The sequence below is a fragment of the Shewanella sp. genome, assembly GCF_047975355.1.
In the GTDB taxonomy this organism is placed as follows: domain Bacteria; phylum Pseudomonadota; class Gammaproteobacteria; order Enterobacterales; family Shewanellaceae; genus Shewanella.
This window is the reverse complement of sequence record NZ_JBKEDJ010000013.1, coordinates 16,527-40,440: the sequence shown is the minus strand read 5'-3', so window position 1 is coordinate 40,440 and position 23,914 is coordinate 16,527. Positions and strand designations below refer to the sequence as shown.

25 protein-coding genes and 1 tRNA gene are annotated in these 23,914 nt (G+C 48.7%); 8 read left to right on the top strand and 18 right to left on the bottom strand.

Annotated features, from left to right (window positions below; translation table 11 throughout):
• Positions 1–71 precede the first annotated feature (71 nt).
• Together ACK5NH_RS05475 and ACK5NH_RS05470 are read right to left on the bottom strand one after the other, a co-directional pair.
• Positions 72–839 carry a substrate-binding periplasmic protein gene (locus tag ACK5NH_RS05475; protein WP_416918138.1) on the bottom strand — a complete coding sequence of 256 codons (768 nt, stop codon included), beginning with the start codon at positions 837–839 and terminating at the stop codon, positions 72–74.
• A 231-nt stretch (positions 840–1,070) separates the two neighbouring features.
• Complete coding sequence (locus ACK5NH_RS05470) at positions 1,071–2,159, bottom strand: methyl-accepting chemotaxis protein (RefSeq protein ID WP_416918136.1); 1,089 nt, start codon at positions 2,157–2,159, stop codon at positions 1,071–1,073.
• 596 nt (positions 2,160–2,755) lie between these two features.
• Here ACK5NH_RS05470 and ACK5NH_RS05465 point away from each other — a divergent pair.
• Positions 2,756–3,889, top strand: a complete 1,134-nt coding sequence (locus ACK5NH_RS05465) for an endonuclease/exonuclease/phosphatase family protein (protein ID WP_416918135.1) — start codon at positions 2,756–2,758, stop codon at positions 3,887–3,889.
• Positions 3,890–3,900: 11 nt separating this feature from the next.
• On the opposite strand, the gene ACK5NH_RS05460 is transcribed toward ACK5NH_RS05465, so the two are convergent.
• The 3 genes from ACK5NH_RS05460 to ACK5NH_RS05450 all read right to left on the bottom strand — a co-directional run bounded on the left by ACK5NH_RS05460 (position 3,901) and on the right by ACK5NH_RS05450 (position 6,125).
• Positions 3,901–4,716, bottom strand: a complete 816-nt coding sequence (locus ACK5NH_RS05460) for a putative DNA-binding domain-containing protein (RefSeq protein ID WP_416918134.1) — start codon at positions 4,714–4,716, stop codon at positions 3,901–3,903.
• Entirely contained in the window at positions 4,713–5,594 is an 882-nt protein-coding gene (locus ACK5NH_RS05455; protein ID WP_416918133.1) for a DUF692 domain-containing protein, read from the bottom strand. The genes ACK5NH_RS05460 and ACK5NH_RS05455 overlap by 4 nt, the downstream gene beginning before the upstream one ends.
• A 78-nt stretch (positions 5,595–5,672) precedes the next feature.
• On the bottom strand, positions 5,673–6,125 hold the full coding sequence (locus ACK5NH_RS05450; RefSeq protein WP_416918132.1) for a hypothetical protein: 453 nt from the start codon (positions 6,123–6,125) through the stop codon (positions 5,673–5,675).
• 417 nt (positions 6,126–6,542) lie between these two features.
• Between ACK5NH_RS05450 and ACK5NH_RS05445 the strand changes: the two genes are divergently transcribed.
• Positions 6,543–7,733 carry a class I SAM-dependent rRNA methyltransferase gene (locus ACK5NH_RS05445; RefSeq protein WP_416918131.1) on the top strand — a complete coding sequence of 397 codons (1,191 nt, stop codon included), beginning with the start codon at positions 6,543–6,545 and terminating at the stop codon, positions 7,731–7,733.
• A 90-nt stretch (positions 7,734–7,823) separates the two neighbouring features.
• Here ACK5NH_RS05445 and rpiA read toward each other — a convergent pair whose 3' ends face one another.
• Complete coding sequence (gene rpiA, locus ACK5NH_RS05440) at positions 7,824–8,483, bottom strand: ribose-5-phosphate isomerase RpiA (RefSeq protein ID WP_416918130.1); 660 nt, start codon at positions 8,481–8,483, stop codon at positions 7,824–7,826.
• Between the two features lie 270 nt (positions 8,484–8,753).
• Here rpiA and ACK5NH_RS05435 point away from each other — a divergent pair, with 270 nt between their 5' ends.
• The 4 genes from ACK5NH_RS05435 to ACK5NH_RS05420 all read left to right on the top strand — a co-directional run bounded on the left by ACK5NH_RS05435 (position 8,754) and on the right by ACK5NH_RS05420 (position 12,072).
• Positions 8,754–9,680 (top strand): DUF808 domain-containing protein, encoded by a 927-nt coding sequence (locus ACK5NH_RS05435; protein WP_416918129.1) that lies wholly within the window; start codon positions 8,754–8,756, stop codon positions 9,678–9,680.
• Between the two features lie 120 nt (positions 9,681–9,800).
• Positions 9,801–10,676, top strand: coding sequence for a 3'-5' exonuclease (locus ACK5NH_RS05430; protein ID WP_416918128.1), 876 nt, complete (start codon positions 9,801–9,803; stop codon positions 10,674–10,676).
• Between the two features lie 43 nt (positions 10,677–10,719).
• Complete coding sequence (locus tag ACK5NH_RS05425) at positions 10,720–11,688, top strand: hypothetical protein (protein WP_416918127.1); 969 nt, start codon at positions 10,720–10,722, stop codon at positions 11,686–11,688.
• A gap of 307 nt (positions 11,689–11,995) precedes the next feature.
• Positions 11,996–12,072: transfer RNA gene (locus tag ACK5NH_RS05420), tRNA-Trp, on the top strand.
• Positions 12,073–12,360: 288 nt separating this feature from the next.
• Here ACK5NH_RS05420 and dpsA read toward each other — a convergent pair.
• On the bottom strand, positions 12,361–12,828 hold the full coding sequence (gene dpsA / locus ACK5NH_RS05415) for a DNA starvation/stationary phase protection protein DpsA (protein WP_416918126.1): 468 nt from the start codon (positions 12,826–12,828) through the stop codon (positions 12,361–12,363).
• Between the two features lie 228 nt (positions 12,829–13,056).
• Between dpsA and ACK5NH_RS05410 the strand changes: the two genes are divergently transcribed.
• Positions 13,057–13,407, top strand: a complete 351-nt coding sequence (locus tag ACK5NH_RS05410; protein ID WP_416918125.1) for a DNA polymerase III subunit psi — start codon at positions 13,057–13,059, stop codon at positions 13,405–13,407.
• A 96-nt stretch (positions 13,408–13,503) separates the two neighbouring features.
• Positions 13,504–13,956: a ribosomal protein S18-alanine N-acetyltransferase gene (gene rimI / locus ACK5NH_RS05405; protein ID WP_416918392.1), complete on the top strand. Its 453-nt coding sequence runs from the start codon at positions 13,504–13,506 to the stop codon at positions 13,954–13,956.
• Between the two features lie 67 nt (positions 13,957–14,023).
• Here the strand turns inward: rimI and lipA are convergent, their stop codons facing one another.
• From lipA to nadD, 11 genes are all read right to left on the bottom strand, one after another.
• Positions 14,024–14,989, bottom strand: coding sequence for a lipoyl synthase (gene lipA, locus ACK5NH_RS05400; protein WP_011621776.1), 966 nt, complete (start codon positions 14,987–14,989; stop codon positions 14,024–14,026).
• A complete protein-coding gene (lipB, locus tag ACK5NH_RS05395; RefSeq protein WP_416918124.1) occupies positions 14,986–15,639 on the bottom strand; it encodes a lipoyl(octanoyl) transferase LipB in 654 nt (217 codons plus the stop codon). The genes lipA and lipB overlap by 4 nt, the downstream gene beginning before the upstream one ends.
• 92 nt (positions 15,640–15,731) lie before the next feature.
• Positions 15,732–15,998, bottom strand: a complete 267-nt coding sequence (gene ybeD / locus ACK5NH_RS05390; RefSeq protein ID WP_011621778.1) for a DUF493 family protein YbeD — start codon at positions 15,996–15,998, stop codon at positions 15,732–15,734.
• 121 nt (positions 15,999–16,119) lie between these two features.
• Positions 16,120–17,295 carry a serine hydrolase gene (locus tag ACK5NH_RS05385; protein ID WP_011621779.1) on the bottom strand — a complete coding sequence of 392 codons (1,176 nt, stop codon included), beginning with the start codon at positions 17,293–17,295 and terminating at the stop codon, positions 16,120–16,122.
• Between the two features lie 144 nt (positions 17,296–17,439).
• Positions 17,440–18,282: a septal ring lytic transglycosylase RlpA family protein gene (locus tag ACK5NH_RS05380; protein WP_416918123.1), complete on the bottom strand. Its 843-nt coding sequence runs from the start codon at positions 18,280–18,282 to the stop codon at positions 17,440–17,442.
• On the bottom strand, positions 18,266–19,330 hold the full coding sequence (gene mltB / locus ACK5NH_RS05375; RefSeq protein WP_416918122.1) for a lytic murein transglycosylase B: 1,065 nt from the start codon (positions 19,328–19,330) through the stop codon (positions 18,266–18,268). Before mltB ends, ACK5NH_RS05380 begins: the two co-directional genes overlap by 17 nt.
• A gap of 17 nt (positions 19,331–19,347) precedes the next feature.
• Complete coding sequence (gene rodA / locus ACK5NH_RS05370) at positions 19,348–20,451, bottom strand: rod shape-determining protein RodA (RefSeq protein ID WP_011621782.1); 1,104 nt, start codon at positions 20,449–20,451, stop codon at positions 19,348–19,350.
• Entirely contained in the window at positions 20,448–22,304 is a 1,857-nt protein-coding gene (gene mrdA, locus ACK5NH_RS05365; protein WP_416918121.1) for a penicillin-binding protein 2, read from the bottom strand. Before mrdA ends, rodA begins: the two co-directional genes overlap by 4 nt.
• Positions 22,305–22,364: 60 nt before the next feature.
• The gene (gene rlmH, locus ACK5NH_RS05360) at positions 22,365–22,835 is read right to left on the bottom strand and encodes a 23S rRNA (pseudouridine(1915)-N(3))-methyltransferase RlmH (RefSeq protein ID WP_416918120.1); all 471 of its coding nucleotides are present in this window, start codon (positions 22,833–22,835) and stop codon (positions 22,365–22,367) included.
• Positions 22,835–23,164 (bottom strand): ribosome silencing factor, encoded by a 330-nt coding sequence (gene rsfS, locus ACK5NH_RS05355; protein WP_037430791.1) that lies wholly within the window; start codon positions 23,162–23,164, stop codon positions 22,835–22,837. The genes rlmH and rsfS overlap by 1 nt, the downstream gene beginning before the upstream one ends.
• A gap of 108 nt (positions 23,165–23,272) precedes the next feature.
• Positions 23,273–23,911 (bottom strand): nicotinate-nucleotide adenylyltransferase, encoded by a 639-nt coding sequence (gene nadD / locus ACK5NH_RS05350; RefSeq protein WP_416918119.1) that lies wholly within the window; start codon positions 23,909–23,911, stop codon positions 23,273–23,275.
• Between the last annotated feature and the right edge of the window lie 3 nt (positions 23,912–23,914).

Here is a 23,914-nt window from a genome sequence, read left to right as displayed (position 1 = left end):
TGTAATCAAAAGGCCGGATAACTTAAGTTACCCGGCCTTTCTATTTTGCGCCCAAGATTTGCGCTCGAGATTTATTGCCCAATGCGCTCGGTTTCCATTGGTGGAGCATCATTAGGTAACCAGCGGTGGTAGATTTGCGCGAAGGTGCCATCGGTCTTAATGCTGATAAGTGCCTCTTTCCATTTATCTATTTCTTCACTGGGTGTCCCTTTCGAAAACGCAATATAAAGATGGTTAGCACTGATAGTGTGCAGGGATTTGACGTCATCAATACTGGCACCCGCTTCGGCCAGAATACTGGGCGCGGTGAGGTTAGTATTGCACCATAAATCAATACGCTTTTTCATCAGTTGCTTCGCGCTCAGTAACGGTGTGGTAGAGGGCGCTATATTGGTAAAACCGTGCTCCATCAATAATTGCTCTTCAACAGAAGAACGATACACCCCCACAGCTTTCGCCTGTTTGGCATCATCAATTGAGCTAATCTTTAGTTTGCTGTCTTTTAGGGCGTAGAAGTTGATGGTCCCTGTGGCGATAGGGCCTATCATGCTGAACCGCTGTTCCCGTGTCGGCGTTCTAGTCATGGCAAACAGCACTGTATTAGGTTGTTCAGTCATGATTTTCCAACCGCGGGCCCAGGGAACCACTTTGATAGGATCTTGGTTATTAACGCGCTTTTGAATCTCTTGCACTACTTGTACCGCTAAGCCGTCGGGTTTACCTTCTACGGAAAAGCTAATGGGGGCCCACTCTTCGGTATAGATACTGAGTGCGGCAAGCGCTCGGTACGGAAGAATACACAGGCAAATCACGACGAGTAGGTGTGTGACAAACTTCATTAATAATCCTAAAAATGAAAATGTTATCTGCAAGTCTCACGACATGCTCTCAATGAAGTAAAGATGAGAAGCCCTAAGCTATCAAGGCAGCTTTGGGGTATTTATGTATAGGCTGAGGAAGTTGGGTATTGGCAAGGCGCTTTTATCGTGAATAAGGGCTTGGGAAGGCAATTGGTAATTTAGCAATAAAAAGAGCGCCCAACGGCGCTCTAATCAGCTGACTTGAACGCGTTACTGGCGATATACATCTCGCAGTAGGTTATCGAGGCAAGCAACAACTCGCATACTCGAGTCTTCCATCACATGTAGCTGCTTGACCATGTCAGATAAATTGCCTTTTTGTTTTGCCGCCAGTGCCGCTTTACCCGCATCGTGCACCGCCTTATGGGGAGTATCGATCGCTTTAAAGTTGCTTAAGTGCTGATAATTTTCCGCCCCAAATCCCTTGAAATACCATTGCCCCAAGCGGCACTCGGTATGAGCGTTGACGCTGTGATTGTGGTGGCTTTTTTCAATCAGTTGATACACATGGCTCTTCCATACTGCGTGGTCGAGCTTAGTGGTATTTAAAAAAGATGCGGTCGCAGCGTTATGGATCACCTGCTGCATTTTATGTGAACGTTGAAGTACATTTTCAACAACTTGGCCGATTTGAGTCGAAGAAGAGGCGACATCGAGGGCACTGTTTTGATTGTTATGCACAATTTCTTTGATATTCGATGCCTGTGCCACTATCTGCTTTACTAGTTTTTCAATTTGGCTACTGGCTTCATGGGCCTTGCTGGCGAGTTGTCTCACCTCGTCGGCGACCACGGCAAAGCCTCGGCCCGCTTCACCCGCTCGGGCGGCCTCAATGGCTGCATTGAGGGCAAGTAGATTGGTTTGTTCTGAGATGCCTTGAATGGCGGCGACAAACTGATTAATTGATGAAGTGGTGTTATTTAATTCGGTCACGGCATCCATACTGCTGATGGCTTGCTCGTTAATGTAAGTTGCGCGGCTGCCTAAGTTGGCAATTGCTACCCGTGTTTGATCGAACATTTTATCTAATTCAGACAGAGCAGCTTGTTCATCGGTGAGTAATTCTGCGCTGCTGGCGAGGCCGTCTCTGACAGCGTTTAACATCTCGCCACCTTGGTTTTGGCAGGCGATAACCTCGCTATAAAGATCAATATGTTGGCGGGACTGTTGTTGCATGGCTTCGTTCTCTCGGGCCATGTTTTTTAACTCTTCAATTTCAACTTCATGCCTGTGTTGTTGATCAATCAGCCGTTGTTTCAGCGCTTCGTTTTCTGCTTTGAGTCGGGAATTAAACCACATAAAAACCTCTAAACCTTTTATCAATATTGTTATGGCAGCAGCTTGTTAACTTTTTAATGGGCTATTCCAGTAAGGGACAGGCGTTAAGTAAAAATGCGGCTAATAAAAGCGTAATCTACCCTAGGTCTTTATTCTTATCTTTTTATTAATAAACAACAAATGTATGAGCTGGCGCAAATAATGAGCTTCAGTAAGGTAGGAAAACAAGTGATAAGCTTGATAGCGGCATTCTTCCCGTAGTTGTTTTAAGCTATTGCACAACAGTGTGCGTCACAGCGGCCTCTTACAGAGGATGCAGTGACGATTCAGTGAACTGTGATCGACCTATGCCGTTGGTAAATCGAGTAGCATAGTTGCAATACTAAAGTAAGCGAGCGTGCCAATGATATCGACTGTTCTGGTGATAGTGGTGTCAATTAGAAATAGGGCAATAACATGGTGTGATTGATGCTGAAATCAATTTAGGTAGAACCTTGTTTATCATGGGTTAAGATTGTGCCTGTCGCCTAAGCCTTTGAGCGAGTGGACCGTTTCGAGGCTGTATCTGTTAAGGGCGCTTATTGATAGCGATGATTTAGCTAAAGAGGAATAACACTGTGCCACAGCATTCTCCACATCTGTCGAGCTCGGCTGAGACAACACAATCGAATATTAAAGTTGCGACCCTGAATCTATTTAACTTTATAGAGCCACCCTCAGCCTTTTACGATTTTGAGAATATCTATAGCCACGGCCAATGGCAGAAGAAGTGCCAATGGTTTAGCGAGTTTTTAAACCAACATCATCCGGATATTGTCGGATTTCAGGAAGTATTTAGCCCAGAACCTTTACGCCAGCTTGCCTTGCAGCAGGGACTCACTCACTTTGCGGTGGTCGATAGCGCGACCTTGGTCAGTGATTATATTTATCAAAGCCCTGTGGTGGCATTGGCATCTCGTTTCCCTATCCTTGAGGTGAACGCGATAGCACCCGAGGCGCACTTAGTGGCAGCGATGGGCTTATCGAGCGAATTTACCTTTAGCCGTAAAGTGTTACGGGTGACGGTGACGGTGCCGCAGATTGGCCCCTGTGATTGTTATGTGGTGCATTTTAAATCTAAGCGGCCGGGATTGGCCTTAGAGCCGCATCCCTTAGGCTTGTCGTTAAATGCGCCATCGGCTCTTAAGTTACACGCCGAGACTAAGTTATTAACCGAGCAAGCATTAGGGCGCTGGGCCTCAACCATGCAACGGGGCGCTGAGGCGGCATTGCTGTTCCATGCCATACTCACCAGAAGGCAGAGTGCCAAATATCCAGTGATCCTGATGGGGGATTTTAACGATAGCTTGTCCTTGGGCGCGCTGGATGCGTTAACGCTGCAAGGCGAAGCGCTCCACAGAAACGATATAAAAGCCGCAGGGCTTGGGCATTTATCCGATGCGGCATTAACGCAAGTGTTTGCCCACTATCGATTACAAGATGCCTATGAGCTGTTTATTGAGGCAAATTTAGCCGATAACGCTATCCATTACCGTGAGCACCGAGCACCAACCCATTATTACGGCCCCAAAGGTTCTGTGCTGGATTATGTGTTGCTCTCCAATGAGTTTGATGCCAACGATAGCCGCAGTTTGGCGCAGGTGGTGGACTATCAGACCTGCGATAGACACTTAGTCAGGCCCGAATACGAGCGCGATGCCTATAGTACTGACCATGCGCCCGTGATCGTGGAATTGGCGCTGCGGCGTTAGCGGCTCAAGCTTTAATTGTTCGACTGAACACTCAATACCAAGCCTAACTGAAACCAAGCTTGCAGCGCTTGCAACAGCTGCTGCATGACCTCTTCTGGCGTAAAAAACGCCAGCATCAATTCACATTGTTCGGCAATATTGGCGCCGTGGATAAACCCTTGGATCAATGCCAATTGGTACTCTGCAAGGGAGATAAACTCCGTTAAACGGCTCTCGCCGCGCCAAAGTAGCCAAGCGCGTTTGCCTTGATAATCTGGCGCGGGTGGGACTTGTTGATGCTTTAAGGCTTGCCAGGTTTCGACCGCATTGCTGGCACACTCAAATAGCTGCACGCTGGGGTGAAAACGCAGTTGGCAATAGGGCCAAGCGGCGGCGGGTAAGGACTGCAGCGCCGCAAAGTTGGCGCGCTGTTCATCCTTGGCATCGAAGGCATTGAGTAAGCTGCGCTCGAATCTGGCGATATCGCTAATAATCGGATACTGACTAAAAAAAGCGTCGCTGGCTAAGTAGTCGGGCAGGGCATCGGCAAATTGGCGTAGCGAGGTAAAATGTGAGGGCTGGTGGGCGATATAGCCATTGGCCATGCGCGCGAATAAGTCATCGCCTAAATACAACCCGAGCATTTCATGGTCGGTTTCGAGGACTTCGGTTAAGCGAATGCGATAGGCATTGGCATAAATCTGCATTCGGATATCGCGGCTAACGCCGCCTTGCTCGGCAACCCTATCGCTAAATTGCCTCTCAATATTTTCTGGCATTGGGGCTTGGGTGGCGCTAGCCAGTAGATAATCCATAAACTGCTGTTGGATCTCGCGAAGCTGACTCATGCCACAGTCTCCTGCCGCGATCTATAAACCAGAGGATGCGACTCGCCTAAGCTGGTACGGGCGATGTTACGAGCAATCGCCAACTCGGCTTCCAATGCACTAAATTCGGGAATATTGGCATCGCGCTCAATCATAGTGCTGACGCCTCCGAAGCGTTTTAAAGCCTGCCGATACAGATCCCAGACACTATTACAGACATCATGGTCGTGGGTGTCGACAACATAGTCACCGTAATCCGAGTGGCCCGCTAGATGAAACTGTTGTACCCGATGAGGCGCGATTTGCAGCAGATAATCCTCGGGGGGGAACTGGTGATTGCGGGCGCTGACGTAGATGTTATTGATATCTAACAGCAACAGGCAATCGGCCTCCTCGGCTACCGCGTTAACAAATTGCCATTCATTCATGGTCGAATCTTGGTAGGACAAATAGCTGGAGACGTTTTCCATCAAAATGCGGCGACCTAAAAAATCCTGCACTATGCCAATGCGCTCGGCCACATGCTTTACGGTTTCTTCGGTGTAGGGAAGGGGAAGCAAGTCATGACTATTGACGCCGTGGATGGAGGTCCAGCAAATATGGTCCGAAATCCATTGGGGCTGCACTTCGTTGGCGAGTTGTTTAAGCGCCTTAAGATAATCCATATTCAGTGGATCTGTGCTACCTATGGATAAAGAGACACCGTGCATCACCAGCGGATAACGCTCGGCAATTTCGCTCAAGTAATAGCGGGGTTTGCCGCCCGCAACCATAAAGTTTTCCGAGAGTATCTCGAACCAGTCGACTTTTGGCTGATGGCTAAGCACATGGTCGAAGTGCTGGGTTCTTAGTCCTAAACCAAAACCTAGGGTGGGGTGAGTGATACTCTGCTTATCCATGTATAAACCTCATGATGACTGAGTGGCAGAAGCGGCCGAAAGGCTGACCGCTTCTTCATCTGTAAACACTTTTATGTCTTATGCGCCGACCTTGCCACCTAAGTCACCACAGGCTTTGGTTGGAGTGGCCACAAAACCACTGCCTTTGCAGCTGGCGTGTCCGGCGCAGGCGTTATCGGCAGTTTTACAATCGTTATGGCCTTTACAGGTATTGATGCCATAGCAGTGCACTAGCTCAGTATTGGCGATTTTGCCAACCCAATCATCGGCCACTTTGCCACCGACATTGCCACAACTCTTGGATGGCATAGCGACAAAACCACTGCCTTTACAGCTTGCATGGCCAGCGCAGGCATTGTCGGCGGTTTTACAGTCGTTATGGCCTTTACAGGTATTAACGCCATAACAATGGACTAGGTCGCTACTGTCGGCGCTGGTCATGGGTTCTGCGGCTGTGGCTTGGCTCGCCATACCCGCCATCGCCATAGCAAGTGCTGCACCTGACAGTGCGGTTTGGGCTTTCTTATTCATGGTTTCTTCCTTTGCATTCTGACTACGTCAGTCATTTTGTTGATTAGCTTGCTTTTATAACGACAGCACCAATAGGCAGCATATAAAGCGGATGGATAAACACAGGAATAAGCCTAGTTGCTTGTGCAGCTTTTGCTTAAGTCCTGTTACTGGGATAAGACCTTTGGGGTTGAGAATATCTTTCAGCGAAATAGTGTTTATCTCGTCGAAAATCGCAGTGAATTGCCGAAAATCAGTTGTCGTAACTGGGTTTTGCCCTTGAAACTAGGCTATGATCGCCATCTCTTAGCGCGTTGTTTAGGGTGGATGGCTCGCGCTCGGGCGATATTAGGTATATTATCCGCTTCCATTTTTTAGCAGACGGCGCCTAACAAACTGTGACTGTTTGTTGTGGCGGTACTTTTTTAAGGCGGTACTATGGCAGTCAGAATCAAACTTAAACCCGGTCGCGAAAAGTCCCTTGAGCGTCGTCATCCTTGGGTATTTTCCAATGGGATCCATAACGTTAAAGGCAAACTCGAGCCGGGCGATACCGTCGATGTGGTTGCCCATGATGGCCATTGGTTGGGTCGCGGTGCCTGGTCGCCTGAGTCACAAATCCAAGTGCGGATTTGGACTTTCGATCGTGAAGAAGAAATCGACCGTGAGTTTTTTAAGCGCCGTATTCTGCGCGCCCAAGCGGGACGCGATGATCTTATTCGTGAACAAGGCTTAACCGGTTACCGTTTGATTGCCGCCGAGTCCGATGGTTTACCCGGTATCACCATTGATAAGTACGCCAATGTATTAGTCTGCCAACTCTTGAGCATGGGCGCCGATGTATGGCGTGACACTATCGTCGATGTGCTTGCCGAGCTGTACCCCGATTGCGCCATTTATGAGCGCTCAGACGTCGATTCCCGCAAGAAAGAAGGCCTAGCCTCTACCATGGGTTTACTCCATGGCACGCTGCCTGAAATGCCCGTCATAATTGAAGAAAACGGTATCAAAATCGCCGTCGATGTGACTAAGGGTCATAAAACCGGTTTCTACCTCGACCAGCGCGATAACCGCGCCATCGCCGCCCGTTTTGTGAAGGGCAAATCGGTACTGAACTGTTTTTGCTACACCGGCACCTTTGGCCTCTATGCTGCTAAGGCGGGCGCGGCCAGCATTGAAAACGTCGATGTATCATCACTTGCCCTCAATACTGCGCGTTTGAATATGCGAGTCAATGGCTTAAATGATGATAATGTGCATTACAACGAAGCCGATGTGTTTAAGCTGTTACGTCAGTACCGTGATGAGGGTAAAACCTTCGATGTGATCGTACTCGACCCGCCAAAGTTTGCCGACAATAAGTCGCAGCTCAATGGCGCCTGCCGTGGCTATAAAGATATCAATATGATTGCGCTGCAATTATTAAATCCGGGCGGGGTGCTCTTGACCTTCTCTTGCTCGGGATTAATGCCTGCGGATCTGTTCCAAAAAATCGTTGCCGATGCGGCTCTGGATGCCAAACGTGAGATCCAATTTATCGAGCGTTTAAGCCAAGCGAGCGATCACCCGATTGGTAGCGCCTTCCCAGAAGGTTTTTACCTCAAGGGCTTAGTGGCTCGAGTGTGGTAATCGCTCAATCGTTTTAGGGTTATAAAAAATGCCGGCGCAGTTGTACCGGCATTTTGTTTCTCGCATGGGAGTCTTTCGACTCACCTTGCCTTAAGCGGTAAAGGTTTTCACGCCTTCAGGGGTGCCAACCAGTAACACATCGGCGCCGCGTTTCGCGAACAGGCCATTGGTTACTACGCCGACGATGGCGTTGATCTTATCTTCTAATTCCTTAGGATTGATGATCTTAAGGTTGTAAACGTCGAGGATTACGTTGCCGTTATCAGTGACAACGCCTTCACGGTACACTGGGTCGCCGCCGAGTTTGACCAGTTCACGGGCCACGTAAGAGCGCGCCATTGGGATCACTTCAACGGGCAGCGGGAATTCACCTAAAATATCCACTTGTTTAGTGTTATCCACGATACAGACAAACTTTTCAGCCACAGCTGCGACGATTTTCTCGCGGGTCAATGCCGCGCCGCCGCCTTTGATCATGTCCATATGGCCGTTGATTTCATCGGCACCATCGACATACACAGATAATCTATCGACGCTGTTTAAGTCATAAACCGGGATGCCAAGGGCCTTCATCTTTTGAGTGGAGGCTTCTGAGCTTGATACCGCACCTTCAATATCGGCCTTCATGGTGGCGAGGGCATCGATAAAGTGATTGACGGTTGAGCCTGTGCCCACACCCACAATGCTGTCTTTCTCAACGTATTTGAGTGCAGCCCAGCCAGCGGCTTTTTTCATTTCATCTTGAGTCATGTTGACATCCTGTAATGGCAAATGAGTAAAAAATTCTGGGCTTAGTATACTCTTTTCCGCCAAATTGTGTGGTGCTATTGCACTATGGCTGTGATCTCGCTTGCAGTGCAATGCGATTTAATCACTAAGCTAAGTGTTTAAGATTAGTGATGGACTTAAGATAAAACCTACTTTGCTATTGACGATTTGTTATACGGACTTAATCTAACTAAGTTACTATTGCGAAAGCAGAATTGATAAAAACAGCATTATTTGTTTAAGGGAGCATGTATGGCAGGGGCGAGTTTATTAACCTTACTCGACGATATTGCATCCATTTTGGATGACGTGGCGGTGATGAGTAAGGTCGCGGCCAAGAAAACCGCTGGGGTATTAGGGGACGATTTGGCTTTAAATGCCCAGCAAGTGACGGGCGTGAGTGCCGACCGTGAGTTGCCCGTGGTCTGGGCTGTGGCCTTAGGCTCGTTTCGCAATAAATTGATTCTAGTGCCCGCGGCCATGTTGATCAGCGCCTTTATTCCTTGGGCGGTCACTCCTCTGTTGATGTTCGGTGGCTTGTTTTTATGTTTTGAAGGCTTTGAGAAATTACACCACAGCTATAGCCATCGCAAAGACAAACACACAGAGCAGGCCGAATCTGACTTGCCCGAGATAAGCGATTTGGCGGCCTATGAAAAGGAAAAAGTGAAGGGCGCGATCCGCACCGACTTTGTGCTATCGGCTGAGATCATCGCCATCACCTTAGGCATAGTCGCGGATAAGTCACTCTCAACGCAGTTTTTTACCCTCGCCGTTATCGGCATTGTGATGACCATTGGTGTTTATGGTTTGGTTGCGGCGATTGTCAAAATGGACGATGCGGGCTTGTATCTTAGCCAGCGTCAGGGCGAGTCGAGCTTCACTCACTTTAATCGTAAGTTGGGTTTTGGTTTACTCAGCGCGGCGCCCGTGTTGATGAAGAGCCTAACCATTATCGGTACCGCCGCCATGTTTATGGTGGGCGGTGGCATTCTGACCCACGGATTACATTGGGTTGGCGAGCAAATTCACCATGCCGAGCAATTTGTGGAAACCCTTGCCGTGGTCGGCCCTGTGCTTGGATTATTGACGCCGAGTTTGCTCAATGCGCTCTTTGGTATTGCGGCGGGCGCTTTGGCGGTACTGGTGATGACAGGATTCCAAAAGCTGCGTAGCTAATTTTTTAACTATTGTTGTTTTATCCATAGTCGCTCTGCCGATTGTAAGGGCGACTAATCCGAGTTTGCGAGTACCAAGATACTCTAGCTATTTTCACTCTTCAGCGCTCAAGGACGATGTATGCAATTAATGCGTTATTGCCTTTCTCCCAATAAGTTGGCTTGGCTGCGTCAGGAATTAGGCGAACATGCCGACGAGCTGCTGGCGGCGATGGATGCAGCGGGGAGTAAATATCTCTCAGGGTTAGCCGAGTCCCAAGCGGGGGACTTATCGGCACCCGACTCGCAACTTAAGTTCCAATGGTTTCAGCAAAAGCTCGCCCTAACCACGCGCTTAACCGATACAGAGTTGGCAAACCTTGCGCCACTGTCGCTGGTGGGTATGCGGGTTGAACTGGTAACCCACGATACACTTACCGCTACATTACTACAACTCAGTACTGAATCCGTGCTGGGATTTGATACCGAAACGCGGGCAAGCTTTGAGCCGGGTATTCAGCATCCCTTGAGCTTAGTGCAATTGGCGACCTCTGATAGCTGTTATTTATTTCAACAGGCGATGTTGGGGGAGAGGCTCGCTGAGCTTAAACCTATGCTCGAGAATGAACAGATCCTCAAAGTGGGAATTGGATTAAGGGGCGATGGCCAAGCGCTTAAACGGGATTGGAATATTCAAGTTTCTCCCCGACTCGATTTGAATTGGGCGATGGCGCAGTTAGGTGCCGGAAAGGAGATGGGCACGCGGCAATTGGTGGCGGCATTACTGCATAAACGTATCGATAAACCTAAAAAAATTACCCTTTCGAATTGGCAACAGGTGCCTTTATCCCAAGCACAAATTCAGTACGCCGCCCTCGATGCATTGGCGGCGAACCTCTGTTTTTGGCAGTTAATCGACAAGCTGCAAGGTTTTTATGGCAAAACGACTGTCGGTAATAAACCCTTATTGCCGCCGAGTTTAGCCGCACGACTCGCGAACTATTTTCATCCAGCTTAAGACTTGAGATAAGGTCGTAAAGATAAGGATTAGGGGGTAAGAGATGTTGGATGCGATTTGTGTACTCACAACCGAGGCTGCGGCAGAGCACGCTTCGTCGCCACTACGACTCAATCCTCATGCTCAGGCTGGTGTCACCTACAGTGTGTTCAAGTTTCAGCAGTTACCCGAGGCTGAGATTGAGCATTTGCGCCAGCATTTATATTGCCCCGCCTGCTACGGCAAAGCCTATTTTCGTAAAGCATCTAAGGATGGTAAGGCCGCCTGTTTTGGCTCCCGTTACCATGAGCTCGATTGCATCGAATTTAATCCGTCGGCGCAAAAGTCCCGTGAAGAACAAGATGCCCTCGAAGTGCAGCAACAACTGCTCGACGCCGATGCCTTGGTTATCGATTTTTCGCTTAATCCCAGTAATAAGAGACCATCTAACTCAGCGCTCAAAGTCAACACCCCCCAAAAGCAAGAGGTTGGAGCCAAAAGTAAAACGGCAAATGATACCGAGCAATTAGGGTCAGTGCAGGAGCCCAAAGTTGGCTATCAGGTGGCGGCCGATAAGCCCGAGATAGCCATCACGGCAAAGCGTACTCCGAGCCAAGGGCTAGAAAAGTTACTTCATAGTCTGCTGCGCGGCTCCGATTTGGCGACTTCAGATCTTTGGGTTTACACCGATGATGAGCGCAAGTATCGCTGGCGGGCGAAGAATCTGTTTGTGAATTTCGCCGATGCCGACCCTACGGACAACAAACCCCATATGTACTGGGGCACTATCTCCCATAGCGACCCGACCTTATGTTGGCTTAATCCCGCCGACAGTAAAGACATAGGTATCCCTATCGAGGCCGTCAAAACCAAACTGTTTAAGCGCTTTAATATCGAAGATAAACGGGATTTAGAGGGCGCAGGGCTTATCCTGTTTGGTAAATGTTTTTGGAATAAGGACAAGACCCGTAAAATTATCCAGCTTTGGGACAATGATTTGCGGCGGATTTTTATCTCAACCCTCGATGATTAACCATCAACGATGGTATTTGGTCGCGAGTGCGTGGCACGTACTGCGATTAAATTCATCTTTTAAGGCTTTTTCACGACTCTTTTGTTAGTTTCTGGGCCATAGACAGTGCACCAGGTTTCAATATTTACTCCGTAGTAAGTGGGTTTTGAACATACAGTACTGAGCTTAGATGCCGACTTTTTCAGCTTTATGCCAATTAAATCAACAGTAGATGGCAAACTTGTTTGAAAATTCTTCAGTTAATTAAGTTTGTCATAAAAAGTCCTTTACCTTTGAGAGTGCTTTTAGCATAATGCCCCACGTCAACAGGGGTGTAGTTCCAATTGGTAGAGCAGCGGTCTCCAAAACCGATGGTTGCGGGTTCGAGTCCTGCCACCCCTGCCAAATAAAACAACGGCTTGCATAGAAATATGCGAGCCGTTTTATTTTGCCTGTAAAAACGCGGCTAAATATGTTGCTATTGGTTTTGTCTCAGCCATTCATGGATTAAAACTAGCCGTCATAAATTGCTTATCGTAAAAGCTCACTTAACTGGTTGTTCTGTGAACTGCCAATCGTTGCTAAAAATACTGAACATGCGGGCTTGGCTAACATATCGCTACATCAGATTTGCCAATAAAAATGGCCGAACGGGTGACTGTTCGGCCATTTGGCTTGGGGATGATGAAAGGGTTATTCGCTTAATAAACTACGCAACATCCAAGCATTTTTCTCATGGAGTTGGATGCGCTGGGTGAGTAAATCTGCCGTTGCCTCATCGTTCGCTTGGCTAACTAAGGGATAGAGCGCACGAGCGTTTCTAATCACCACTTCTTGATCGCTTAACAGTTCACGGATCATGGTTTCGGCTTTTGCTACACCTTGATCTTCACGGATTTCAGTCAACTTGGCGTAGGCCGAATAAGAACCTAATGCCCTTGCGCCTAATGCGCGAACCCGCTCGGCAATTAAATCGACCGCTAAGGCAAGCTCGGTATATTGCTGTTCAAACAATAAGTGCAAGCTAGTGAACATGGGGCCTGTGACGTTCCAGTGGAAGCTGTGAGTCTTAAGATAAAGGCTATAGCTGTCGGCCAATAACTGATTCAACCCAGCAGCGATTTCTTCTCTGTGACTCTGGTTGATGCCGATGTTAATCATGGAAATTCCTCCTATTGTCCTACTCAATGGGGATAGCTTATCAAATGAGATAAACATCTAAAGCGGTTAAAATAGATTTTATAAATCGAATTTACAGATTGGTTTATGTAGCTCAATTGCGATTTAAGGGAGGAATTGCGTGGGTAACCGCGTCGTGACAATAACATTCTGCCCATTTAGCTGGTATCCTTATGCGGTGTCAGTGCCTAATGAAACTCCGATAACCCAATGAATAAATCAGCCTATTTAGCCGCAATGGAGATTACTCCATGGCAGCTTCGCGATACTAAAGTGCGACCTTATCAAGTGGTTTGGGATGCAGACGATATGACGCCCGCCGCCGTGCCCTTACTCGAAACTTTGCTGGGATTAATCGGGATCAATAAGGACGACTGTGAGTTCAACACTGAGCCACATAAGGGTAAAACCATAGTCTGGGATTTACGCCGTCACAGGGTTAGGCCCAGAGTGGCTTGGTTAGTGTCAGATCCCTTAGCGGACTTGCTATCACGCAGTGAGGCAAAGCGTGCCTTATGGACGCAGATTTGCCAGTGGCGTGAGCAGCAATTAACGGCCTAAGCCTCTATTGGTCGTGCCTGTACATATTATCGTAAGTTACCTTTTAATTTGGATTGTCCTGTGAGTCATCAAGTCCTTAAAATCCTTAACGAATCATTGCAAATCGTGCTCCTTACGCCAACGGATTTGGGTCAAATGGCGCGCATTGAAGCGAGTGCCCATTCCCATCCCATGAGTGAGAATAATCTTGCCGATTGTTTTGGGCACTTGTACCGCGTCCTTGGGTTAATGCAAAGCGATGGCAAGTTGCTCGGTTTCGCAATTGTGCAGCAGATTGTCGATGAGGCAACGCTACTGGATATTTGCTTGCCGCCAGAGCTGCAAGGGCGAGGCTATGGGTATCTGCTACTCACGGCAGTCATTGACTGTGTAAAAGCTGCCAAGGCTGTGGTGCTGATGCTGGAGGTTCGCGAATCAAATCTTGCCGCGCGCGCGCTCTATCAGAAGCGGGGTTTTGTCGAAACTGGCCGTCGCAAAGGCTATTATCCTTTGGCTGAGGGCAAAGAAGATGCGATTTTGATGGATTTAGCCTTAATCGAAATGGCTTAAGATTTTAGATGTCGATAAAAAAAACAGCGCCTTAGCGCTGTTTTTTACGGGGTTAATAAAGCGAAGGTTACTTCACTTCTTTACCTTGTGCCTGTAGGTCTGCATGGTAGCTTGAACGCACTAATGGACCACAGGCGGCGTGAGTAAAGCCAAGCTCATCGGCAAGGACTTTAAGCTCATCGAACTCGGCTGGCGACACGTAACGCTCAACCGGCAGGTGGAACTTAGACGGTTGCAGATATTGGCCTAAGGTTAACATTTCAACCTTGTGCTCACGTAAATCACGCAGCACTTGTGCGATTTCTTCGTTGGTTTCACCTAGACCCATCATCAGTCCCGATTTTGTCGGCACATTGGGGTGACGCTCTTTAAAGCGCTTCAGTAGGTCGAGTGACCATTGATAGTTCGCACCCGGACGCGCTTTACGGTAATGCATAGGCGCAGTTTCGAGGTTGTGGTTGAACACATCAGGCGGCTCGGTCGACAGAATGTCGAGGGCGGCATCGATACGACCACGGAAATCGGGCACTAAGATCTCAATCTTAATCTCAGGATTGAGTTTACGGATCTCACGGATACAGTCGGCAAAGTGCTGGGCACCGCCATCACGCAGGTCATCACGGTCAACCGAGGTGATAACCACGTATTTCAGCTTCATATCGCGAATAGTTTGTGCCAGTTTGACCGGCTCTTCAGCATCAGGTTTCAACGGACGGCCATGGGCCACGTCGCAGAATGGGCAGCGGCGAGTACAAATTGCGCCCAAAATCATAAAGGTCGCGGTGCCGTGGTTAAAGCATTCTGCCAAGTTAGGACAGGAAGCTTCTTCACAGACCGAGTGCAGACCGTTCGAACGTAATGCTTGCTTGATCTCGAGAATGCGTTGGTTAGAAGCGGGTAGTTTGACCCTTAACCAATCAGGTTTGCGTAACATGGTTTCGCGCTCAGAGGGCACGATTTTAACCGGAATGCGCGAGACCTTATCGGCATCTCTTAATTTGACTCCGGGTTGTAAACGTTCAGGCCTGTTCATGACGCTGCTAATCCTTGATGATGAACTAGTTGTTGGTAGCCTAATAGTTGGCTAAGGGTAATAATGAGTTGGTCGCCTGCTTCTAGCACGGTTTGTGGGCCACCCAGTTCCTTGCATTGCACCATTTCAAGGCCGGCATAACCGCAGGGGTTAATACGGCGAAACGGCGCTAGATCCATATCGACATTCAGTGCTAAGCCGTGGAAGGAGCAGCCTTTACGAATGCGAAGCCCTAAAGAGGCGACTTTGCGCTCATCCACATACACGCCCGGCGCATCGGCCTTGGCGTAGGCATTGATATCGTATTTGGCGAGCATATCGATAATGCTTTGCTCGATATGGGTCACTAGCTGACGGACGCCAATCTTGCTGCGTTTAATATCGAGGAGAGGGTAGACAACTAATTGTCCCGGCCCGTGGTAAGTCACTTGGCCGCCACGATCCACTTGGATCACGGGAATATCACCCGGATTCAAAATATGTTCGCTTTTACCTGCTTGGCCTTGGGTAAATACGGGTGGATGTTCAACGATCCACAGCTCGTCTGGGCTGTCGCTGTTACGTGTGTCGGTGTAATGCTGCATCGCATGCCACACAGACTCGTAATCCTGTTGTCCCAGATGCCGAATATGCAAAGTGGTGTCTTGCAAGGGCAACCTCTCCCCTAGAATTGAGTGGCGCTATTATACGCCTCTTGGCCATAAATGTAAGACAGATCACATTTCATGGCCTTGAGGAATACTTATAGTACGCGGCGTACGCCTTCGATACCGGCAAGCTCAGTGTACAGTGTCTCGATGTGATCTTTGCTGGTCACAGTGACGCGGATGGTCACTGAGTAGTAGCTACCTTTGCTTGAGGCTTTAACCGTTGGTGAATAATCACCTGGTGCGTGTCTTTGCACTACGGCAACGACTCTGTCGGTCAGGGCTTCGTGGGCATCGCCAACCACTTTGAATGGGAAGGCGCAGGGGAACTCCATGAGTTCATCAAATTTCGTGTTTAACATAGTCGTGCTCTATAACCATTTTAATGGGAACTATATGGTGACGATTATACCCGATTCAAGGGCGATACTCCCCCAAAAACAACTAAGCCACCCGAAGGTGGCTTAGTTTTTGTGATTCGGATTAGCTAAACCAACCAGAAAACAGTTGCTTAAAGTAATCAACTAATTTGCTGAACCAGCTGCCTTCGTTGACTTCTTGCAGGGTAACCAGTGGGAATTGCGCAATATCTTTGCCATCTAACTGGAAGTATAAGCGGCCAACGGTTTCACCTTTTTTCAGTGGTGCGTCAAGTGGCTTAGTCAGTTCGAAATTGGCTTTTAAGTCTTTCGCGCGGCCACGGCTGATGGTGATTGGGGTATCAGTCGCTACACCTAAATCGACAGTGCTCTTATCGCCGTACCAAATTTGTTGGGTCACGAAGCTGTCGCCAGCCTTGTAAGGCGTTACGGTTTCGAAGAAACGGAAACCATAGGTCAGCAGCTTTTTACTTTCGGCTTTACGGGCGGCCTCACTCTGGGTGCCCATTACCACTGAAATTAAACGCATGCCGTCTTTGGTAGCAGATGCGACTAAGTTATAACCCGCGCCAGAGGTGTGGCCGGTTTTGATACCGTCGACATTCATGCTGTTATCCCACAGCAGACCGTTGCGGTTATATTGCTTGATACCGTTGAAGGTATAATATTTTTCGCTGTAGACACGGTATTCTTCAGGCACGTCACGGATTAGTGCGGCACCTAATAACGCCATATCGTAGGCAGTGGATTTGTGGTTTTCAGAGTCTAAACCGTGGGAGTTTTCGAAGTAGCTGTCACGCATGCCCAGCTGCTTGGCCCATGAGTTCATCATGTCGACGAAGGCGCCTTCGGTGCCAGCAATGTGTTCGGCCATGGCCACACAGGCATCGTTACCCGACTGGATGATGATGCCGCGGTTTAAGTCGGAAACCTTAACGGTTTTACCCACTTCGATGAACATTTTTGATGAGTCAGAGAAGTTCTTCGACCACGCATTTTTACTGATGGTCACATCATCATCTGGGGATACGTTACCAGCTTTGATTTCTTGACCAATCACATAACTGGTCATCATCTTCGTTAAGCTGGCTGGGTTTAAGCTTTCATAGGCATTTTCTTCGGCAATGATTTGGCCCGAGTAATAATCCATCAAGACGTAAGCCTTGGCGGCAACTGTAGGTGCATCAGGGGTAACAATCGGCTGCGCAGCATAAACAGGAAGAGAAACACTCGAAATTAGCAGCAATGTTTTAATGGGACTTTTTACAAAATTCATCATTAACTTAGCACGTCTTTTTGGTTGTATTGAAAGAAAAGGCAAAATAGTTTCGCGAGTATACCACCCTTCGACAAAGGTTTTCAGTGAAGGTTCCTTCATCTGGGGTATTTTTAAGCTAAATCTACATCTTATAGTGAGCGGTCACTACTCTAAAACCATATAGCCTTCGGGGTAACCGTCTTGTTTCACTTTATTGAGTAATCGGTCGGCCAGTTCGGTTTGGCCAATTGGACCGAGCTGTAGTCTATACATATTGTTTGCCGGTTGTACACGGGTCTTGACCTGATATTTCTTCTCCAGATCCTTCGCCATTTTGTTCAGCCTATGCTGATCTTTCGAGGCCACCAATTGTATGTAGTGATTGCCTGAGGATTGAATACTGGCGATGGCCGAATGTGTCGCGGCCTGAGTGCCAATATAGATCACATCTAGCTTAATCCGTGCGGTACCTGTACCTAACATGCCCAGCTTATAAGCTGCGGCGTAGGATAAGTCTAAGATCCTATCCGAATGGAAAGGGCCGCGATCGTTAATCCGAATAATGACCTGCTTATTGTTATCTAAGTTAGTGACTCTAGCATAGCTTGGCAGAGGCAAGGTCTTGTGGGCACCTGACATGCCATACATGTCATAGGGCTCGCCATTTGATGTCTCATAGCCGTGGAATTTCTCGCCGTACCATGAGGCGCGGCCAGTTTCGGAAAAGCCTTGGCCCGAATCTAACACTGTATAGGACTCACCATAAACCGTGTAAGGTTTATTACCGCGGCGGCTGTAGGGCTCGTATTTGGGGGTCGCGTTTGGCACATGGTCCACATTGGGTGGATTAATGGGCATCTTATCGTTTTTTAGCGCGTAGCGGCCCTTGTTGGGATCCATGTTCTTGTTCTTCTCGCTGGCAGAGCCAGAATTAGAACTCGAGCAGGCCGCGAGCGCAAAACAGCAGCCGAGCATCAAGAGCGGTAAAAGGTTATTTTTTAGCGTCATGTTGTTGCTTCAGTTGTTGGCTAAATTGATAAACGGCCATGGAATACAAAGGGCTACGGTTATAACGGGTGATCACATAAAAGTTATTGAGTCCTAACCAGTAGTCCTTGCTATCCACTTGTTCCAGTTCGATGAGCATGGCTTTTTGCGAGGCATCCAAATCGCGGGCGGTGGCCAGCGATAAACTTGGGGAGAGAATATCAGAAACCTTGTACTGCAACTTCTCGCCGGCCCACACTTTGGCTTTAGGTGCATTGGCACTGCTATTCACTAAAGGGAGCGCAACGGGTGCATGTAACTGCCAGCCGTGTTCATGGAAATAATTGGCGACACTGCCAATAGCGTCCTCTGGACTCTGGAGTAAATCACGGTTACCGCTGCCATCAAAATCCACGGCATAGTGGCGGTAGCTTGAAGGAATAAACTGGCCAAAGCCCATGGCGCCGGCGTAGGAACCCTTGAGGCTATTGATATCTAAGTGTTCTTCTTTTACCAACTTCATAAGCTCGCCAAATTCCTTGCGAAAGAAGGTGGCTCTTGGCTCGTAATAAAACCCTAAGGTATAGAGCGCATCGATTACCGGATAATTACCCGTGTACTGGCCATAGAAGGTTTCGATACCAATAATGGCCACAATAATTTGTGGCTCGACTTGGTACTTAGTGGCAGCTTTGGCAATCGTCGCCTCGTGTTTTTTCCAGAAGACTAGGCCCGCATTGAGGCGTTTCTCGGTGAGGAAAATCGGATAATACTGATGCCAAGGCTTGGCTTCCCAAGGGCGAGAAATCGCGTCGATAACCGTCTGGTTGTAGTTGGCTTTGGCCAAGAAATTTTCCACTTCGGCTTGAGTAAAGCCTTGTGCCATTTGGGTTTTTATAAACTCTGCCTTTAAGGCCTCGGGCAATACAGGTGTTGGCGCCTGTGTGGTCACGGCCGCGCTTGATGGCGGTGTCGTTGTTGTGGGCTCGTTCGCGGTCGAGCAGCCAATGAGGTATGAACTGAGGCAAAGCACTGCCAGTGGAGCCAAACAAGCTCGAAGAATAGGCATTAAGAAGTCCCTAAAAATTATCTATCTACAAAACGTCTATGGGTATGAATGCTCATAAGAATGCCAAACCCTGTCATCAATGTCAGCATGGAAGTTCCACCATAACTGACAAGGGGTAAAGGTACACCCACTACAGGCAGGATACCTGAAACCATACCAATATTCACAAAAACATAAACGAAGAAAGTCAATGTGATACTGCCGGCAAGGAGTCTGGCAAAGCTAGTTTGCGCCCGAGAGGCGATGACTAAGCCGCGTCCGATGATGTACAGATACATCAGGAGCAGGATAATGCTGCCTATCAGGCCAAACTCTTCACCGATCACCGCAAAGATAAAGTCGGTGTGACGTTCGGGGATAAATTCTAATTGGGATTGAGTGCCATCGAGCCAACCTTTACCCCAGAGACCACCAGAGCCGATGGCAATTTTCGATTGGATAATATGGTAACCGGCACCTAAGGGATCCTGCTCTGGATCGAGTAGGGTCAATACGCGGGTTCTTTGGTAATCGTGCATCAGGAAGTACCAGAGGATCGGTAAGAAGGCTAATACGGCGGCAATAAATCCGCCCACAATTGCCCAGCTCATGCCCGATAAAAAAAGTACGAAAATGCCCGATGCGGCAACCAAAATCGAGGTGCCTAAGTCAGGTTGTTTGGCAATTAAAAGCGTCGGCACTAAGAGGATCACTGCAGCACCCGCAAGGTAGCGTTTCTTCGGTGGCAGAGGGAACTTACTGATATACCAAGCCATAGTAATGGGGAAGGCGAGCTTAATCAGCTCCGAAGGCTGAAACTCCATAAAGCCTAAGTTCAACCAGCGCTGTGCGCCTTTGTTGATTTCCCCAAAAAAATGCACCCCAAGCAGTAGCACAATCCCCGCAAGGTAAATCGGTAGGGCCCAGCGTTTGAGCGCCTCGGGATTGATCTGCGCCATAGTAAACATAATGCCTAGGGATAAAAACATCCTAAACAGTTGGCGCTCCATCATGCCAAGATCTTCACCGCTGGCGGAGTAGATAACGAACAGGCCAAAGCCCATGACGGCAAACAGGCCGAGCAGTAAGGGCAAGTCGATATGCAATCGTTGCCAGATGTTTTGACGTTGATGGGCACTCATGGCGTTGGTTTCCAAGTGTCTCTTAGCATGTATTCATCGAGCATGGCGCGGGCTACTGGGCCTGCGTTTGCGCCACCCCAGCCGGCGTTTTCCATTACCACAGCGAGGACGATTTTAGGCTCTTCAAAGGGCGCGTAGGCGACCACGAGGGCGTTATCGCGGAAATGCTCGGCAATCTTATTGGCATCGTACTTAGTGTTTTCGGCCACGCCAATGACCTGCGCCGTACCGGTTTTCATCGCAGCCGTGTAACTGGCGTCGGTGAAGCGAGACTTATGAGCCGTTTGGCGCATGGCTTCGTTGATGATTTTCCAGTTGCGCGGGTTCTTAAGTTCAATCGGCGGTAACTCGTTAATTGGTGAGTCAATTTTAGCCGTATTATCCTTAATCGACTTTAACAAATGTGGCGGGAAGCGGCGACCATCATTGGCGAGAATGGCGGTGGCGCTAGCCAATTGCAATGGCGTGGCAGTCCAGTAACCTTGGCCGATACCGACAGAAATGGTGTCACCAATGTACCAAGCTTGGTTGTATTTTAAGCGCTTCCATTCCTTCGACGGCATATTGCCCGCCGACTCTTCGAAAATATCGACACCGGTATTTTGGCCAAAGCCGAATTGCTCCATAAAGCGGGCGATAGGATCGACACCGATTTTATAAGCCAATTCATAGAAGTAGGTATCGCAGGATTCCACGATGGCGCTGTAGACGTTCACCCAGCCATGGCCCCAACGTTTCCAGTCGCGGTATTTACGCTCAACACCGGGGATTTGCCAAAAGCCAGGGTCCCAAATGCGGGTGTGTTCGGTGACGGCTTTTTCGTCTAATCCCAGCAGGGCGATTATGGGTTTGACCGTCGATGCCGGTGCATATTGGCCTTGGGTGGCGCGGTTAATCAGCGGGCGGGATTTATCGTTTAATAAATCGCTGTAATCTTTACTGTTAATCCCTTGAACGAATTGATTGGGGTCGTAACTTGGGCTTGAGACCAACGCTAAGATACCGCCGTCCCGTGGATCGATAGCAACGATTGAGCCCTTATGACCTTGGAGTAACTCCACGGCCTTTTGCTGTAATTGCAAATCAAGGGTCAGATAAATATCTTGCCCCGGCTCCGGTGGCACGATTTTAAGAGTGCGGATAGTACGGCCTCGGTTGTTCACTTCTTCTTCGAGGTGACCCGGCGTACCGTGCAGCAGAGATTCATAAAATTTTTCAATGCCTTGCTTACCAATATCCTTAGTTGCGGCATAATTCTTCCACTGATCGTTACGCTCCAATTGGGCGCGGTCGCGAGTGTTGATTTTGCCCACATAACCCAGCACATGGGTGAGCTGACTCGCATAGGGATAGTTGCGCTTTAAGCCTGCCTCAACGGATATCCCCGGAAAGCGATGCTGGTTCACGCTAAAAATCGCGACTTGCTCTTCGGTCAGCTGATTTTTCAGGGTGAGGGGCTTAAAGCGGCGATGAAACTTTAATGCCTCGGTAAAGTTTTCACGTTCATCTGGGGTGATCTCGATTAACTTGCCCAATTCATCCAAGGTTTCGGACATATTGGTAATTTTCTCAGGTACCAGATCGAGGGAATAAAAGGGTTGGTTTTCGGCGAGTAGCACGCCATTTCTGTCGTAAATCAGGCCACGACTGGGGGCAATCGGCACGACACGAATACGGTTATCATTAGAACGTGTTGCGTAATCTTTATAGGATTCAACCTGAAGGTGATAAAGATTGGTCACCAACACGCTTAGGAGGGCGACAACACAAAAAAAAGTGAACAGCGCACGGCGCTTAAATAGTGACGCCTCGGCGGCGTGGTCGTGCATGGTTATCCGCTTTTTTGGCGACACTTAGGCTATCTCCAGCTGATCCCATCCGGGTGGTTGACACTCGTTAACATCAAGATCCCGTTATTCTCTGTGATAAGGGTGATTGTTATTCACGCTCCACGCGCGGTATAAGCTTTCGGCAACCACGATCCGCACCAGAGGATGGGGCAGGGTTAATGCCGATAGGCACCAACTCTGATGGGCGGCTTCCTTACAGGCGGGCGCTAAGCCTTCGGGGCCTCCGACCAATAAGCTCACATCTCGGCCATCGAGTTGCCACTTGTTCATGGCACTCGCCAATTCTGGCGTAGTCCAGTTTTTGCCGGGAAGATCTAAGGTGACAATATGATTGCCCTTAGGGATAGCCGCTAACATTTGCTCGCCTTCCTTTTGTAGGATACGAACGATATCAGCGTTTTTTCCGCGCTTGCCGGCAGGGATTTCGATAAGTTCCAGCGCCATATCTCGGGGGAAGCGGCGTTGGTACTCTTCAAAGCCGCGGGTGACCCAATCGGGCATCCGTGTCCCTACTGCAATAAGTTGCAACTTCATTAGGCTTGCTTTTCTGACCAGAGCTTTTCAAGCTGGTAGAAATCGCGGGTTTGGTCTTGCATAACATGCAGGATCACGTTGCCCATATCCACCAATACCCATTCGCTGCTGTCGCGGCCTTCGATACCGATAGGTGGAATGCCGGCGGCTTTCGCTTCGAGAACCAGGTTTTCAGCGATCGCTTTAACGTGAGTTTTAGATGTACCAGAACAAATCACCATGTAGTCGGTGATGTTAGATTGGTTGCTGACATCGATAACTACGACGTCACGGGCTTTTAAATCGTCGATTTTGTCGACAACAAACTGCTTTAATTCGGCGCTCTGCACGCTGATGTACCTCATTCATTTTAAATAGCGCGCTAGTATATCAGTCTTAAGCGGGGGAATACATTAGCTTAGCGGCCGAGTTTGTATTATTGGCGCTGGATTTTGGGCCTAAGAAAAATAAAGCCGTTGTTTTTGAATGTAATTTAAAGTGACCGGCAGGAGGGCATCCTGTGGAATTTCCCCCATGGCTAGTTGTGAGCGAATTTGGGTGGACGAAATATCCTGTGGGCTGATATCGACGGTAAAGATGCGTCCATGTTGCGGCGCGCTTGAGTGACTTAAAGCTTCAAGCGTTGCGTGACGTGCACTTAGCTCATGCTGCATTGGATGCCCTTCGGCTAAATGCCAACCTGGGCGCTGACATACCACAATATTGGCTAATTCAAACAGTTGCTGCCATTGGTGCCAACTTTGCAGGTGAATAAACGAATCCATCCCCATGATAAAAAACAGTTCGTCCTCGGGATAAAGCCGACTTAACTGCTTAAGGGTGACAACCGTGTAGGATGGGCTGTGGCGTTTAGCTTCGATATCACACAGCTCGAAGCTGGGTAAGCTCGCACATACCTGCGCGACCATTTCGAGCCGCTGCGCCGTGCTCGAGTGGGTGGTGTTTTTATGGGGCGGAATATGGTTAGGCATCAGCAGGATTTTATCCAGCTTGAGGCTGGCTTTGACTTCCATCGCGGGGCGAATATGGCCGTAATGTATGGGGTCGAAGGTGCCGCCTAAAATACCGATACGCATTCA

Coding starts and splice junctions, on each gene's coding strand:
- ACK5NH_RS05475 (WP_416918138.1), bottom strand. CDS start 839: ATGAAGTTTGTCACACACCTACTCGTCGTGATTTGCCTGTGTATTCTT.
- ACK5NH_RS05470 (WP_416918136.1), bottom strand. CDS start 2,159: ATGTGGTTTAATTCCCGACTCAAAGCAGAAAACGAAGCGCTGAAACAA.
- ACK5NH_RS05460 (WP_416918134.1), bottom strand. CDS start 4,716: ATGAGTCAGCTTCGCGAGATCCAACAGCAGTTTATGGATTATCTACTG.
- ACK5NH_RS05455 (WP_416918133.1), bottom strand. CDS start 5,594: ATGGATAAGCAGAGTATCACTCACCCCACCCTAGGTTTTGGTTTAGGA.
- ACK5NH_RS05450 (WP_416918132.1), bottom strand. CDS start 6,125: ATGAATAAGAAAGCCCAAACCGCACTGTCAGGTGCAGCACTTGCTATG.
- ACK5NH_RS05445 (WP_416918131.1), top strand. CDS start 6,543: ATGGCAGTCAGAATCAAACTTAAACCCGGTCGCGAAAAGTCCCTTGAG.
- rpiA (WP_416918130.1), bottom strand. CDS start 8,483: ATGACTCAAGATGAAATGAAAAAAGCCGCTGGCTGGGCTGCACTCAAA.
- ACK5NH_RS05435 (WP_416918129.1), top strand. CDS start 8,754: ATGGCAGGGGCGAGTTTATTAACCTTACTCGACGATATTGCATCCATT.
- ACK5NH_RS05430 (WP_416918128.1), top strand. CDS start 9,801: ATGCAATTAATGCGTTATTGCCTTTCTCCCAATAAGTTGGCTTGGCTG.
- ACK5NH_RS05425 (WP_416918127.1), top strand. CDS start 10,720: ATGTTGGATGCGATTTGTGTACTCACAACCGAGGCTGCGGCAGAGCAC.
- dpsA (WP_416918126.1), bottom strand. CDS start 12,828: ATGATTAACATCGGCATCAACCAGAGTCACAGAGAAGAAATCGCTGCT.
- ACK5NH_RS05410 (WP_416918125.1), top strand. CDS start 13,057: ATGAATAAATCAGCCTATTTAGCCGCAATGGAGATTACTCCATGGCAG.
- lipA (WP_011621776.1), bottom strand. CDS start 14,989: ATGAACAGGCCTGAACGTTTACAACCCGGAGTCAAATTAAGAGATGCC.
- ybeD (WP_011621778.1), bottom strand. CDS start 15,998: ATGTTAAACACGAAATTTGATGAACTCATGGAGTTCCCCTGCGCCTTC.
- ACK5NH_RS05385 (WP_011621779.1), bottom strand. CDS start 17,295: ATGATGAATTTTGTAAAAAGTCCCATTAAAACATTGCTGCTAATTTCG.
- ACK5NH_RS05380 (WP_416918123.1), bottom strand. CDS start 18,282: ATGACGCTAAAAAATAACCTTTTACCGCTCTTGATGCTCGGCTGCTGT.
- mltB (WP_416918122.1), bottom strand. CDS start 19,330: ATGCCTATTCTTCGAGCTTGTTTGGCTCCACTGGCAGTGCTTTGCCTC.
- rodA (WP_011621782.1), bottom strand. CDS start 20,451: ATGAGTGCCCATCAACGTCAAAACATCTGGCAACGATTGCATATCGAC.
- rlmH (WP_416918120.1), bottom strand. CDS start 22,835: ATGAAGTTGCAACTTATTGCAGTAGGGACACGGATGCCCGATTGGGTC.
- nadD (WP_416918119.1), bottom strand. CDS start 23,911: ATGCGTATCGGTATTTTAGGCGGCACCTTCGACCCCATACATTACGGC.